Raw genomic sequence first — 14,952 nt, forward strand, 5'->3', positions numbered from 1 at the left:
CTATTTATATACCAATATGTAAAGGTAGTAAATATCAAAATTACTTGAAATTTTGATTGCCAATAACAAAAACATCATATCTTTGTAATAGATAATATTAATCAGATGAACATTCAGCAATTGGAATATCTTATCGCCGTAGATAAGTATAAACACTTTGGTAAAGCAGCTCAAGCCTGCTTCATTACACAGCCTACATTGAGTGCAATGATACAGAAATTTGAAGATGAGCTGGATGTAAAGGTTTTCGACAGAACAACTCACCCGATTCGTACAACGGATGTGGGGTTACAGATCATTGATCAGGCGAAAGTGATAATAGAATCTGTCAATGAACTGAAGAATAAAGCAAACCTGTTAAATAATATTTTAGGAGGAACGATTAATTTGGGAATTATTCCTACTGTTTCTTCATTCATTTTACCAACAGAAATCTTTGCATTCTTGGAAGAGAATCCGAAAATTCAGATGAATGTAAAAGAAATGACAACTGATAATATTATTAAAGCTTTAAAAGCCGGAGAATTGGACGCTGGAATTATTTCAACGCCTTATGATACTGCCGACGAATTTTATCAGGATTTCTTATTTAACGAAGAATTGATGATCTACAGCTCAAATACTGAAGCTAACAAGAAAAATTCTTACGTTGTTCCGGAAGATTTGAATGTTGAAAAAGTTTGGTTGCTTGAAGAAGGAAACTGTTTAAGAAATCAATTTGAAAATATCTGTCATTTAAAAGAGAATACGCTGAAACCTAAGAATTTAGACTTCTTGGCGTCTAATATTCAGACTTTGGTGCATATGGTTGATAAAGTGGGTGGAATCAGTATTTTACCTGAATTAGCGTTAAGCCAACTTTCCGAAGAACAAAAAGGAAATGTGTTCAGATTCAAGAAACCTTTCCCTTTCAGAGAGATAAGTATCATTTATTATAAGCCAACTTTCAAACAAAAGATTATTGATGAATTATCGAATTCTATCAGATTATCTTTAAAAGAAAAACTAAATTACAACGAAAGCCCAAAAGAATTCGTAAGTATAAAACCACAGTAGTTTATTTTTCTTAAAGATTGATAAATCATTAATTTAAAGAAAATTATAATTAGTAAACAAAAGTTTTGAGTATTAAAAAAATAGTACTTAAATTTGCACTGTTTACGAACGAGGAAAAATTTGACCTGATTGCAACCTCTATAAAAAAAAGCTAAAACAGTATTTCTATTTTGAGCTTTTCTGGCAATTTATTCATATTTTTCTTCGTATATTTTTAATCTAAAAAACAAATAGAATAATATGTCTTATTTATTTACGTCTGAATCAGTTTCAGAAGGGCATCCAGATAAAATTGCCGATCAGATCTCTGATGCATTAATCGATCATTTTTTAGCATACGATAAAAGCTCGAAAGTAGCTTGTGAAACTCTTGTTACGACAGGACAGGTGGTTTTGGCAGGTGAGGTGAAGTCTGACGCTTATTTAGATGTACAGACTATTGCAAGAGAAGTTATCAACGGTATCGGATATACGAAAGGAGAATATATGTTTAATGGTGATTCTTGTGGAGTTATTTCTGCAATTCATGAGCAGTCTCCGGACATCAACCAAGGTGTTGACAGAGCTGTAAATGACGAATCTTTCGAAGCTAAAGCAAACGCTCAGGGTGCAGGTGACCAAGGAATGATGTTTGGTTATGCAACGAACGAAACGGCGAACTATATGCCTTTGGCTTTAGATTTAGCACACACTATTCTTAAGGAACTTTCAGCGATCAGAAGAGAAGATTCTGAAATCAAATATCTTCGTCCTGATGCAAAAAGCCAGGTTACCATCGAATATTCTGACGATCACAAACCGGTAAGAATTGATTCTATCGTAGTTTCTACTCAGCACGATGATTTTGCTGCTGAAGAAGAAATGCTGAACAAAATTCGTGAAGACATTAAAAATATTTTAATTCCTAGAGTTGTAGCTTTACAAACTGAGGAAATTAAAGCATTATTTAATGATCAGATTAAATATCACATCAACCCAACAGGAAAATTCGTAATCGGAGGTCCTCACGGAGATACTGGTCTTACAGGAAGAAAAATCATCGTTGATACATACGGTGGAAAAGGTGCTCACGGTGGTGGTGCATTCTCTGGAAAAGATCCTTCAAAAGTAGACAGAAGTGCTGCTTATGCAACAAGACACATCGCTAAAAACTTAGTAGCTGCAGGTGTTGCTGACGAAGTTTTGGTACAGGTTTCTTATGCTATCGGTGTTGCTGAACCTTGTGGTTTATACATCAATACTTACGGAACTTCAAAAGTTGCTATTAACGACGGTGAAATTGCTAAAAAGGTATCTACAATCTTCGATCTTAGACCTTACGCAATCGAGCAAAACTTAAAATTAAGAAACCCAATTTATCAGGATACAGCTTCTTACGGACATATGGGAAGAGAGCATTATGTAGCTGATAAAACCTTCAATAAAGGTCATAAGAACGAATTAACTCTTACAGGATTAGAGTTCTTCACTTGGGAAAAACTAGACAAAGTAGACGAAATTAAAGCTTCTTTCGGGATTTAATTTTTTCTCTAACATAATAAATGACTGCTTTATCTTTCAGGTAAGGCAGTTTTTTTTAATTTTACACTCAAATAATTTAAAGATGATGAATTTTCGATTCGCAATAACCATTCTGTCTGTATTCTTCCTAAGCATTTTTACGAAAGCTCAATACACGGTGCATAAGATGCTTACAGTAGGATATACCTACCAAAACCAGAGTTTTGGAGAACTAGGTGGGAAATTGCTTTTCCTGAAAAATGATGACGTTATTTACAGGCTGGGAGCTTCTGCTTTGATGGGCTCTACTCATTCTGAATTTGCCATAATGCCAAAATTACAGGCCGATGTGTTATTAAACTTTCAAAAAGATGTAGATTTCTATCATTCTTACTATTTTTTAATCGGAGCAGAAGGAACAAACAAGTACGTTGCGCCGAAAATTGGAGTCACTCTTTTCGGAATTTTGGATCTTACGGGAGGTTATGCCTTCCCAATTGGCAATTTAAACGGCAAAGAAATGAAAGGTCTGAATGTTAATTTTACACTAAATATCCCTACTGTATTCATTCATGACATGTTTAAGTGATTTTTTTTAGATTTTTCTTGTAAAAATTTAATAATAGCTTAACAGTTATTAAAAAATTATTATATTTACATCAAGAAAAATTGTACCGCCTATTGATTCTACTTTACTCTAGAAAACTGTTTTGTATTTACAGCTAAAACCAGATTAATTATCTGGAAGAAAGTTTGTCTACAAATTTTTTTATTATTGAGAAGAGTTATGAAATCAAAATCGGATAGTTTATTAATTTCCCTTTACCAGGAAGGAGACGAATCGGCATTATCTACGCTTATTCACCGTCACCAAAGAGAGCTTTTTACATTCATTTTTTATAAAATTAATGATGAGGACTTGGCTAATGATGTTTTTCAGGATACTTTCATGAAAATCATTCTAATGCTAAAAGAAGGCCGTTACAACGAAGAAGGAAAATTCATCCTTTGGGCAAAAAGAATTGCCTACAATCTTATTATAGACCATTTCAGACTAAAATCTAAGAACATCAAAGTTTCAGAAACTACTTTTGAGACCGACGAATATTCTATTTTTGATCTTATCAGAGAGCCATCTGAGAATATTGAAGATCAATTGGTTACTAATCAAATTCAGGAAGACTTATTGAGAATGTTACAATTTTTACCTCAAAATCAACAGGAGGTAATCAAATTAAGATTTTTCGACGGGTTAAGCTTTAAAGAAATCGCAGATCATACGGATATGAGTATCAATACCACGTTGGGAAGAGTACGTTATGCGTTAATAAACCTGAGAAAAATCATGGATGAGAATAATATCATCCTTACGAGATAATAATTCTTAAAAATTCTCGTTTTAAGGAAAAACATTTATCGCCTATGAGAAAAAATGATTCCTTAAAAGTGAAAGCTTTGAAACCTAAAAAAGAAACAATTGATTTCTTGCTCAATTTTTCTAAAAATATTGATGTAGTTAAAACTAAGAGTAAGAATTATCCGATCTCTAAAAATTAAAAGTATTAATTTTGTGCTGTATGAAAATTCAGCACATTTTTTTTGATCTCGACAATACGCTTTGGGATCACCGCAAGAACGCCTATCTTACCATCAAAACCCTTTTTGAAGCACAGGAAATAACTTTAAAGTATAATATAGATTTTGAAGAATTTCATGCTGTTTATCATGAGATCAATGAAAAACTTTGGGAAGATATAAGAGACGGACTCATCGGAAAAGAATATTTACGAGAGCATCGTTTTTATGATACCTTCAAACATTTTGGAGTGGAGAATAAAGAACTTTCCATGTATTTTGAAGAGCATTTTTTAGATAAAATTCTCAATCATAATGAATTGGTAGAAGGTGCAGAATATATTTTGGAATACTTAAAATCTAAACATTACACACTTCATATTATCTCCAATGGCTTCAAGGAAGTAACCGAAAGAAAGTGTATTCTGTCGGGGATTGCACATTATTTCCATACCATTACAAGTGCCGATTCTGTAGGTGTTAGAAAACCTAATCCTGAAATTTTCGAATATTCTTTAGGCTTATCAAATGCTAAAAAAGAAGAAAGTATTTTGATAGGTGATGACTGGATAGCTGATGTCGTAGGATCTCAAAACTTTGGTATTGATGTTATTTTCTTTGATGTTTACAAAGAGAACAGACAAGACGAAGGCTTGAAGGCTATTAGACATCTTTTGCAGATTAAAGAATATTTATAAAAAACTGCTTTTGTGATTCATTCCTAATTCTTTCCTAAATTAATGTAGAATTTTGCTTCATAATAACGAACAAACAATTTTATATTATGAAAAAATTAAAAAATATCACAGGAGCATTATCTCTTACTTTCTTATTGATGACGGGCTTTGCCTTTGCACAAGACAGAGCAATAAGCCCCAATCAATTACCAAAAACTGCCAAGAATTTTCTTGCCGCTAATTTTAAAGGAATTGCAGCAAGTTCTGTTATTGAAGACAATGAAATTTTCGGAGTTGATGAATATAAAATTCGTCTAACTAACGGAATGAAAGTTGAATTCGACAGCAAAGGAAACTGGAAAGAAGTTGATGGCGAACATCAAAAAATACCTTACGGATTCATCCCAGCAGCAATAAGAAACTATGTTGCCAAGAGTTTTCCCAACACTCATATCATACAAATAGAAAGAAAAAGTTGGTCATACAAAGCTGAACTTTCTAACGGAATAGATCTTGAATTCGATAAAAACGGAAATTTTAAACGAATTGATGATTAATAACGAAAATTATACACCAACAAGTAAAATTAAAGATATGGTAAATTGGAACGTAATGACAGGTAAGGCGATTAGAAAAAATATTCTAAGCTATATTACAAGAAATCACTCAGGAAGTTGGGTAGAATCTATTGAGGAAAAGTACAATGCATATAAGATCAATTTGATGAATGGATTGAGCATTATTTTTGATGCAAACGGACGACATATAAAAACAAACTTTTAAACTTATAAAGTAACCTCCTCAATTCAGGAGGTTTTAATTTTATATATTTGATTGAGCTAAAATGTATTAAAAAATGCAGATATGAAAATTTTAATTATAGAAGATGAGCCGGAATTAAGAAACGTAGTACAAAGTTTTCTCGAAGCAGAACATTTTATAGTAGAATATGCTGATGATTATCAATCAGGGTTAGAAAAGATCATTTCTTACGAATATGACTGTATTTTGTTGGATATCATGCTCCCGGACGGAAACGGAATGGATCTTCTGAAAGAAATTAAAAGCATGCATAAAAAAGATCCGGTAATCATTTTATCTGCGAAAGATTCTGTTGATGATAAAGTAAATGGATTGGAAATCGGAGCAGATGACTATCTCGCAAAACCTTTTCACTTGGCGGAATTAATGGCAAGAATTAAATCTGTCATCAGACGAAAAAATCAGGATGGAGAAAATACGATTAGCTACAAAAACATTCACATTGACCCCGAAAGCAGAATCGTAAAAATCGATGATAATGAATTGATTCTTAACCGTAAAGAATATGATCTTCTCTATTATTTTGTTATAAATCCGGAAAAGACATTGCAAAAAACTATGCTTGCGGAAGCGATTTGGGGAGATTATATAGATCAGGCAGACAGTCTGGATTTTATTTATTCTCAAATTAAAAATCTTCGTAAAAAATTAAAAACACTCAATTCAAAAGCTGATTTTCAGGCTGTTTATGGAATTGGCTATAAATTTATTTAATGAAAGTTTCTCTAAAATATTACACCATAAAGTACCTCATCACGATCTTGTTGTTGATCATTGCTGTTTGGGCTGCCTTATTTTACGCCTATATTTTAGATGAAGTGTATGATAATGTAGATGACGGCTTAAAAAACAGAAAAATACAAATCATTAAAGCGGTCTACATTGACGAAAATTTGTTGCATAATAACGAATTTGGTTTTAATGAATTTAAGATAAATCCTATTTCTGCGTCAGAATATAAAGACAAAAACAATCTGTATAATAAAATGTATTATATGGAATATGATGACGAAGAACAGCCATACCGAGTTCTTAAAACTGATTTCATAGACCAGTTTGGAAAACATCAGCAATTGACCGTCAGAACGTCTACGGTAGAAGAGGATGAGTTGGTGTACGACCTTACAACAGCCCTAATTGTTTTATATCTATTATTGGTCGTAAGTATTATTGCCGTTAACGGATTTTTGCTTCATAAAGCAATGCGGCCGTTTTATTTAATTCTTGATAAGCTTAAAAAATACCAGTTTGGTGTTTCTTCTTTTAGTAAACCTCAAAATTATTCCATCAAAGAATTCGAGGAGTTAAATATTGAAATTAATGAAATGATAGAGCGTAATGAACTCGTTTTTCATCAGCAAAAGCAATTTATAGAAAATGCTTCTCATGAGTTGCAGACTCCTTTAGCAATTGTGATTAATAAAATTGATCTCTCAATTCAGAATGGTGAATTAGATAAGAAAAACCTCAACTTTTTGAATAATGTTAAGAATGATCTCAGAAGAATGGCGGGATTAAATAAATCTTTATTAATGCTTTCTAAGATTGAAAATAATCAGTTTAATAAAATATCCAACGTCAATTTTAATGTATTGATTAATGATTTGGTTAGAAGCTATGAAGATTTTATTCAGTATAAAAGAATAGATATCAATGTAGTTGAAAAAGAAGTTTTTGAAACAACTTTTGATCCTGATCTAGCCAATATTCTTTTATCTAATTTGCTTAAAAATGCAGTAAAATATAATAACCAAAACGGAATTATCAATATTATCACAGAAAAAGAAAAACTGATATTTCAAAATACGGGCTCAGGAATTCCTTTGGATAAATCTCAGATCTTTAATCGTTTTTATAAACAAAGTTCAGACCACGGATCTACAGGATTAGGTCTGTCTATCATTAAGACTATTATAAAACAATATCCTCGATGGAATATTACGTATGAGTTTGATGATGGGATGCATTACTTTATTCTTTCGAAAAATTAATTGCAATTTATTTTTCTTGAATTAAAATATTAGGAGATGAAGCGGGATGATCCCTAAAAATGTACTGATACTTAGAATCTTCATATACACTTTCTATAAACCTGTCTTTATAATTGTTTTTAACTTCATGAAAGGTTTTTACATCAATAAAATCTTTTAAAGCAAGAACTTTGTCTTTATACAGAACGCGATCAAAAAAACGATTTACCTTCCCTGAATCTTTTGGATTTCTGCTTATAAGAATTATGGTATGCTTTAAGAATAAATCATTTTTATTCTTATAAATTAATTCATCTTTTATATTGATGTAACGAGGTTCTTTATTGCATGAAATTAAAGCAAGAAGACTTATTAACCAAATGTTTTTCATTAAGATAAAATTACAAAAAACAAAAGCCTTTCAACATGAAAGGCTTTCTTATATTTAAAAAAGTTTGAATTAAATTCCTAAACTTTCTCTTACTCTTTTAATCGTTTCAGTAGCAATCACTCTTGTTTTCCCTGCACCTTCCTGAAGTTTTGTTTCTAATTCATCAAGATTATTTATGTAATAAGAGAATAACTCTCTTTCTTTCTCAAATCTTACTAAAATCAAATCTAAAAGTTCTTTTTTTGCGTGTCCGTAACCGAAATTTCCAGCTAAATATTTAGCTCTTAATTCTTCGGTTTGTTCAGGCGTTGCAACCAATTGATAAATCGCAAATGTTTTATCTGTTTCCGGATCTTTAGGCTCTTCTAATGATTTTGAATCTGACTCAATGCTCATCATCTGTTTTTTCAATTCCTTTTCAGGTAAGAAAATATTAATGATGTTTCCTCTTGATTTAGACATTTTGTGTCCGTCAACTCCCGGAACATATTTTGTGTCTTCCTGAAGTTCAGATTGAGGCAAAACAAAAACTTCACCCATCTGATTATTAAATCTCGAAGCTACATCACGGGCAATTTCCAAATGCTGAAGCTGATCTTTTCCTACAGGTACAATCTCTGCATCATACAATAAAATATCGGCAGCCATCAAAATAGGGTAGGTAAACAAACCTGCGTTTACGTCCTGCAATCTGTCTGCTTTATCTTTAAATGAATGCGCCAAAGTCAATCTCTGATAAGGAAAAAAACATGATAAATGCCAAGATAGTTCACAGGTTTCAGGGATGTCACTCTGTCTGTAAAAGAATGTTTTTTCGGTATCTAGTCCACAAGCAAGCCAAGCCGCAGCTATTTCGTAGGTGTTTTGTTTCAATTCTTTCGCGTCTTTTATCTGCGTTAATGAATGTAGATTCGCGATGAATAAAAATGATTCGTTTCCTTCCTGTTTTGATAGCTCAATAGCAGGAATAATTGCACCCAACAAGTTTCCAAGGTGTGGTGTTCCGGTGGCTTGTATGCCGGTAAGAATTCTTGACATTTGTTTAAATTATTTATAAAAATTAATGAATTGCAAATTTATGGATTTCTCCCACAGATTACACAGATCTACACAGATATTTATTCTAGTGTTGGAAAATATCAATAGGAGCGGACTTTAGTCCGCTTTCATAAACGAATAATCCATTGGCTTTAGCCAAAACTTAAATCTTACGTAAACACAATCATCTGTGAAAATTTGTGTAATCTGTGGGAAAATAAAGAAAATTAAGGGATCAAAATCTTCTCTCCTCCAAATTTCGGTTCAACTCCAAAAATAAGATCCCAATATGCTTTTGCTTTAGCGAGATATTCTCTCATATTAGTTTTAAAACCCGCATATTTATTAACATCTTTAGCATTGTAGCCGTAAGCTTCAATTCCATTTTTCTTGGCTAAAAACACAGCTCTTTCGTTGTGAAACTTTTGTGAAATAATAACCAGTTTTGTCTGTCCAAATATTTCTTTAGCCCTAACAACAGAATCCAATGTTCTGAAACCTGCATGATCCAAGAAAATCCTGTCTTGTGGAATTCCATATTTCATTAAGGTCAATAACATATCTTCAGGTTCGTTATAATCTTTCGTGCTGTTATCTCCGCTTACGATAATATATTTGATCTTTCCGCTTTTGTACAAATCTATCGCAGCTTGTATTCTATTGTAGAAGTAAGCGTTGGGAAGTCCGCTGTTTAAATTTTTACTTGTTCCTAAAAGTAAAGCTGTTTTTGTTTCGGGAACATCAGCAATATTATAGGATACAGACGCGTCACTTTCTTTTTTGATGCTGTAATTCGCCCAAGCGATAAAAATAAATCCTGCAACAATAAGAAGCAGGAATATTTTAAATGTAGTTTTTATTAGTTTTTTCATCGAGTGTAAAATCTTTTAAAATTCCAGACCATTCGGGAAAGCTTTTTTTCTGAAAACCAGTAATAAAACTGCTCCTACCGTAATAGCTGAATCTGCAACATTGAAAATATATTTGAAAAATTCAAGGTGTTTTCCTCCAATTAATGGAACACTTTCAGGAACGTTCCAGTCTACCAAAGGGAAGTGAAGCATATCAACTACACAACCTCTCATGAATGTAGAATAACCTTGTCCGATAGGCACTAGCTTAGAAATTCCTCCATAGCCAATCCATCTGTCTATACTTGGGTCGTATACAGTTCCGCTGTCGAAAATTAATCCGTAAAACATGCCGTCTATAAGATTTCCTATTGCTCCTGCGAAAATAACTGCCATTGGGATAATAAGATAGTTGGATGCTCCTTGTTGTAACCACTTTTTGAACATATAAACCATACCTCCAATCAAGAATACTCTTAAGATAACAAGGAAATATTTACCGATAACTCCACCAAAATGAAGTCCGTAAGCCATTCCCGGATTTTCTACAAAAGTAAGTTTGAAACCAGGTAAAACGGAAACGCTATCATCTAGATTGAAATGCGTTTTTACATAAATTTTCGAAGCCTGATCTATTAATAAAATAAGAAATGTGATAAGCGCAATCTTCTTCATTACAATCCTTTTGGTTTATAAGGTTTTCCGATTTTCTCGTTTTTCTTACCAATCACTTTCTTAATCGTCTTAGTGTTGTGATGCATCTTCGTATGGAATTTTTCGAACTCGATGTTCATATCTTTTAAAACACTTTTCAGCGCATTCAATTCCATTGCATTTTTAGTGTGTACTATTATAGACTCCATTTTTCTTAATTTAAATATTTACTTTTTAGACAATTCGTCTAATCTTTTTCTGTCTTTAGCAGACAAATCATTGACTCCATTTTTGCCCATTTTGCTTAAAAGGTGGTCAATTTCTATTTCCCTGTCGCGTTTATTGGAATTAAATTCATCATCAATTGTATAGTTTCTGTGTTTTTCGGGAAAGAACCTGTTTTTGATCCAATCTCTATTAAAAAATCCTAAAACTACAATAAGAATGACCCCTAAAATTAATAATTCGTTCATGGATATAAATTAAAAATTAGGTTTATAAAGTATTTCATGAAATACGATATAAACCCAAATTTATTTTACAAACCTTACGGTTATTTCTGCATATTTTTCGCTTCGATGCTTAAAGTAGCATGAGGAACTGCCAATAATCTTTCTTTAGGAATCAGCTTTCCTGTTACTCGGCAAACACCGTACGTTTTATTCTCAATTCTGATTAAAGCATTCTTAAGATCGCGTACAAATTTCTCCTGTCTTCCTGCCAAAATAGAGTTTTGTTCTTTACTCAATGTTTCAGCTCCTTCTTCAAAAGCTTTGAATGTTGGAGAAGTATCATCTGTCCCATTATTCTGGTCGTTGATGAAGCTTTCTCTGATCAGCTGCAAATCCCTTTCAGCTTTCTCTATTTTTTCTTTAATGATCGCTTTAAACTCTTGTAAATCAGAATCATTATATCTTACTCTTTCGTCTGACATGTTCTTTTCTCTTTTTTAATAAAATTATGAAATGGAATTTGAAAAACAATAACTATATGTTAATTTTTTTCAACATTTATCTTAAATTTAACCTCATCTATTTCGATTTCGTTAAAATTTGGAAGTGAAGATACAATTTCTATTTTATTTGACAAGACCTCGGATGAAATATATTCTTCATTTTTCTTAATATCATTTAAGAAAGGTGAATTTTCTTCCACAAAGATGTTTATTCTGTCTGTTAATTCAAAATTCTGCTCTTTTCTAAGGTTTTGAATTCTGTTGATAAATTCTCTTGCAATCCCTTCAGATTTTAACTCATCTGTTAGCGTCAAATCTAATGCCACAGTTGTTTTCCCGTCAGAAGTTACTGTCCATCCCGGAATATCTTTTGTTGAAATTTCAACATCAGAAAGGGTAATTTCGTAACCTTGAACGTCTATTTTTCCTTCTTTTTCTAAACCTGAAATTTGTTCTGCAGTAAGATTTGCAATCTCTCCTCCAACTACTTTCATATCTTTTCCAAGTCTCGAACCTAAGGTTTTAAAGTTTGGTTTTATCTGTTTTACAATTAAATGTGATGCTTCTTCGGCATTTATTAACTGTAATTCTTTAACATTTACTTCTTGTTTTATTAACTCTGAAACCGCTAAGATCTGCTCTTCAGTTTTCTTGTCTAAAACAGGAATCAATACTTTTTGTAATGGTTGACGAACTTTCATGTTTTCTTTTTTTCTTAAAGAGAAAACCATACTCGTAATATTTTGTGCTAAGTGCGTTTTTTCAACCAAATCCTGATCAATTAAACTTTCATCAGCAACAGGGAAATCTGTTAAGTGAATAGATTCCGCGTTTTCCTTTCCTGTTACTTTATTTAAATCCTGATACAGCTGATCCATAAAGAACGGAGCGATCGGCGCAGATAATTTGGCAACAGTTTCCAGACAAGTATATAAAGTCTGGTAAGCCGAGATTTTATCATCCGAATAATCTCCTTTCCAGAAACGTCTTCTGCATAGTCTTACGTACCAGTTACTCAAGTTATCATTTACAAAAGTATTGATGACTCTTGCTACTCTTGTCGGTTCGTAATCTTCGTAGAATGCCTTAACTTCTTTTATTAATAAGTTTAATTCAGACAAAATCCATCTGTCGATTTCAGGTCTGTTTTCAACGTCTTTTTCAGAATAATTAAATCCGTCAACATTTGCATACAAAGCAAAGAATGAATACGTATTGTAAAGCGTCCCGAAGAATTTTCTTCTCGTTTCATCAATTCCTTCGATATCGAATTTTAGGTTTTCCCAAGGATTCGCATTAGAAACCATGTACCAGCGTGTAGCATCAGGTCCGTAAACGGCTAATGTTTCAAACGGATCAATTCCATTTCCTTTGGATTTTGACATTTTTACCCCGTTTTTATCCAAAACAAGTCCGTTACTCATTACATTTTTATAAGCAACTGAGTCAAAAACCGCTGTTCCGATCGCATGAAGCGTATAGAACCAACCACGAGTTTGGTCAACTCCTTCCGCGATGAAATCTGCAGGGAATGCTTTATGATTGTCAATTAATTCTTTATTCTCAAAAGGATAATGCAGCTGCGCATAAGGCATAGAACCTGAATCGAACCAAACGTCGATCAAGTCGCTCTCACGGTTCATCGCTTTTCCTGATTCTGAAACCAAAACAATTTTATCAACGATATTTTTGTGTAGATCAACCAAAGAATAATTTTCTTCAGACATATTTCCGATCTCAAAACCTTTGAACGGGTTTTCTGTCATCAATCCTGCTTGGATAGATTTTTCGATCTCGTTGTATAATTCTTCTACAGAACCAATGATGATTTCTTCTTTCAAATCTTCAGTTCTCCAGATTGGCAACGGAATTCCCCAATATCTTGAACGAGAAAGGTTCCAGTCGTTTACATTTTCTAACCAATTGCCGAAACGTCCTTCTCCGGTTGATTTTGGCTTCCAGTTGATTCCTTTGTTTAAATCTACTAATCTGTCTTTTACAGCAGTCATTTTCACAAACCATGAATCCAATGGATAATATAAAAGAGGTTCATCTGTTCTCCAACTGTGTGGATAACTGTGAACATATTTTTCAACTTTAAAAGCTTTATTTTCTTCTTTTAAACGAATAGCAATTTCAACATCAACAGATTTTTCAGGTGCTGTTCCTGCATCGTAATATTCGTTTTTAACATATTTACCAGCAAAATCTCCCATTTGCGAAGTAAATTTTCCTTGTAAATCTACTAAAGGAACCGGATTTCCGTTTTCATTTAAAATCAACATTGGCGGAACTTCAGGGGTCGCTTCTTTCGCTACTTTCGCATCATCAGCACCAAAAGTCGGTGCCGTATGAACGATACCTGTTCCGTCCTCTGTCGTAACAAAGTCTCCTGAAATTACTCTGAAAGCATTTTCCGGGTTTTGATAAGGTAAAGCGTACGGTAATAATTGCTCATATTTAATTCCAACCAAATCAATACCTTTGAATTCTGCTAAGATTTGATAAGGAATAACTTTGCTTTCTGAAGTGTAATTTGCAAAATCCTCATCTGTTCCTTCAGCATATTTTTTTGCAAATTGTTTTCCAACCAAAGCTTTAGCCAAAACAATATTGATAGGCTCAAAAGTATATTGATTGAAAGTTTTTACTAAAACATAATCGATTTTTGGACCGACAGTTAAAGCAGTATTCGAAGGCAACGTCCAAGGAGTTGTCGTCCAAGCTAAGAAATGTACATCTCCAAAACCTTGTAAGAATGAAGGTAATGTATCAGGAAGTGTCTTGAATTGTGCAACAACTGTTGTATCAGAAACATCACGATAAGCTCCCGGTTGATTTACTTCGTGCGAAGAAAGTCCGGTTCCTGCTTTCGGTGAATAAGGCTGGATCGTGTAACCTTTGTATAATAATCCTTTATCATACAACTGTTTCAACAACCACCAAACCGTCTCCATATATTTTGACTTATACGTGATATACGGATCTTCAAGGTCTACCCAATATCCGATTTTCTCGGTAAGGTTATTCCAAACATCGGTGTAGCGCATTACCGCTTCACGACAAGCTTTATTGTAATCTTCAATAGAAATTTTTGAGCCAATATCTTCTTTAGTGATTCCTAATTCTTTTTCTACGCCTAGCTCCACAGGAAGTCCGTGTGTATCCCAACCCGCCTTACGGAAAACCTGTTTCCCGTTTTGAGTTTGATAACGACAGAAAATATCCTTTAATGCTCTAGCCATAACGTGGTGAATTCCGGGCATACCGTTTGCTGAAGGCGGACCTTCATAAAAAACAAACTCAGGTTGCCCCTCACGAATCTCAACACTTTTATTGAAGGTTTTATTTTGTTTCCAAAATTCCGCTACATTCTCTGCTACGTCAATAAGGTTAAGGTTTTTGTATTCTTTAAATTGGCTCATTGTAATATCTCAATATCGTTGATTAATTAAGTTGGCAA

17 protein-coding genes are annotated in these 14,952 nt (G+C 33.1%); 9 read left to right on the forward strand and 8 right to left on the reverse strand.

Features of this window, described 5'->3' with window-relative positions; genetic code table 11:
• Window positions 1-105: 105 nt before the first annotated feature.
• The 9 genes from SB689_RS10430 (at window position 106) to SB689_RS10470 (ending at window position 7,621) form a co-directional block, all read left to right on the forward strand.
• Window positions 106-1,056 carry a LysR substrate-binding domain-containing protein gene (locus SB689_RS10430; RefSeq protein WP_072411265.1) on the forward strand — a complete coding sequence of 317 codons (951 nt, stop codon included), beginning with the start codon at window positions 106-108 and terminating at the stop codon, window positions 1,054-1,056.
• A gap of 240 nt (window positions 1,057-1,296) precedes the next feature.
• Window positions 1,297-2,577, forward strand: coding sequence for a methionine adenosyltransferase (gene metK, locus SB689_RS10435; RefSeq protein WP_066754489.1), 1,281 nt, complete (start codon window positions 1,297-1,299; stop codon window positions 2,575-2,577).
• 82 nt (window positions 2,578-2,659) lie between these two features.
• Window positions 2,660-3,145 carry a hypothetical protein gene (locus tag SB689_RS10440; protein ID WP_410692062.1) on the forward strand — a complete coding sequence of 162 codons (486 nt, stop codon included), beginning with the start codon at window positions 2,660-2,662 and terminating at the stop codon, window positions 3,143-3,145.
• A 198-nt stretch (window positions 3,146-3,343) separates the two neighbouring features.
• Window positions 3,344-3,934 (forward strand): RNA polymerase sigma factor, encoded by a 591-nt coding sequence (locus SB689_RS10445; RefSeq protein ID WP_066754491.1) that lies wholly within the window; start codon window positions 3,344-3,346, stop codon window positions 3,932-3,934.
• 199 nt (window positions 3,935-4,133) lie between these two features.
• Window positions 4,134-4,829, forward strand: a complete 696-nt coding sequence (locus tag SB689_RS10450; protein ID WP_410692063.1) for a YjjG family noncanonical pyrimidine nucleotidase — start codon at window positions 4,134-4,136, stop codon at window positions 4,827-4,829.
• A gap of 86 nt (window positions 4,830-4,915) precedes the next feature.
• Complete coding sequence (locus SB689_RS10455) at window positions 4,916-5,365, forward strand: PepSY-like domain-containing protein (protein ID WP_410692064.1); 450 nt, start codon at window positions 4,916-4,918, stop codon at window positions 5,363-5,365.
• Window positions 5,358-5,591: a hypothetical protein gene (locus tag SB689_RS10460; RefSeq protein WP_410692065.1), complete on the forward strand. Its 234-nt coding sequence runs from the start codon at window positions 5,358-5,360 to the stop codon at window positions 5,589-5,591. Before SB689_RS10455 ends, SB689_RS10460 begins: the two co-directional genes overlap by 8 nt.
• Window positions 5,592-5,672: 81 nt before the next feature.
• A complete protein-coding gene (locus SB689_RS10465) occupies window positions 5,673-6,344 on the forward strand; it encodes a response regulator transcription factor (protein ID WP_410692066.1) in 672 nt (223 codons plus the stop codon).
• A complete protein-coding gene (locus SB689_RS10470; protein WP_410692067.1) occupies window positions 6,344-7,621 on the forward strand; it encodes a sensor histidine kinase in 1,278 nt (425 codons plus the stop codon). The genes SB689_RS10465 and SB689_RS10470 overlap by 1 nt, the downstream gene beginning before the upstream one ends.
• A gap of 7 nt (window positions 7,622-7,628) precedes the next feature.
• Here the strand turns inward: SB689_RS10470 and SB689_RS10475 are convergent, their stop codons facing one another.
• The 8 genes from SB689_RS10475 to ileS all read right to left on the reverse strand — a co-directional run bounded on the left by SB689_RS10475 (window position 7,629) and on the right by ileS (window position 14,914).
• A complete protein-coding gene (locus SB689_RS10475) occupies window positions 7,629-7,991 on the reverse strand; it encodes a hypothetical protein (RefSeq protein ID WP_410692068.1) in 363 nt (120 codons plus the stop codon).
• A 69-nt stretch (window positions 7,992-8,060) separates the two neighbouring features.
• Window positions 8,061-9,029, reverse strand: a complete 969-nt coding sequence (gene trpS / locus SB689_RS10480; RefSeq protein WP_410692069.1) for a tryptophan--tRNA ligase — start codon at window positions 9,027-9,029, stop codon at window positions 8,061-8,063.
• 227 nt (window positions 9,030-9,256) lie between these two features.
• Entirely contained in the window at window positions 9,257-9,901 is a 645-nt protein-coding gene (locus SB689_RS10485) for a vancomycin high temperature exclusion protein (protein ID WP_410692070.1), read from the reverse strand.
• Between the two features lie 15 nt (window positions 9,902-9,916).
• Complete coding sequence (locus tag SB689_RS10490) at window positions 9,917-10,555, reverse strand: lipoprotein signal peptidase (protein WP_410692071.1); 639 nt, start codon at window positions 10,553-10,555, stop codon at window positions 9,917-9,919.
• On the reverse strand, window positions 10,555-10,743 hold the full coding sequence (locus SB689_RS10495) for a hypothetical protein (protein ID WP_054512790.1): 189 nt from the start codon (window positions 10,741-10,743) through the stop codon (window positions 10,555-10,557). Before SB689_RS10495 ends, SB689_RS10490 begins: the two co-directional genes overlap by 1 nt.
• A gap of 18 nt (window positions 10,744-10,761) precedes the next feature.
• Window positions 10,762-11,007 (reverse strand): DUF6576 domain-containing protein, encoded by a 246-nt coding sequence (locus tag SB689_RS10500; RefSeq protein ID WP_410692072.1) that lies wholly within the window; start codon window positions 11,005-11,007, stop codon window positions 10,762-10,764.
• A gap of 80 nt (window positions 11,008-11,087) precedes the next feature.
• Window positions 11,088-11,468 (reverse strand): TraR/DksA family transcriptional regulator, encoded by a 381-nt coding sequence (locus SB689_RS10505; RefSeq protein WP_066754506.1) that lies wholly within the window; start codon window positions 11,466-11,468, stop codon window positions 11,088-11,090.
• Between the two features lie 59 nt (window positions 11,469-11,527).
• A complete protein-coding gene (ileS, locus tag SB689_RS10510) occupies window positions 11,528-14,914 on the reverse strand; it encodes an isoleucine--tRNA ligase (RefSeq protein WP_410692073.1) in 3,387 nt (1,128 codons plus the stop codon).
• Between the last annotated feature and the right edge of the window lie 38 nt (window positions 14,915-14,952).

Origin of the sequence: Chryseobacterium sp. SIMBA_038 (genome assembly GCF_046535115.1) — a bacterium.
Lineage (GTDB): Bacteria > Bacteroidota > Bacteroidia > Flavobacteriales > Weeksellaceae > Chryseobacterium.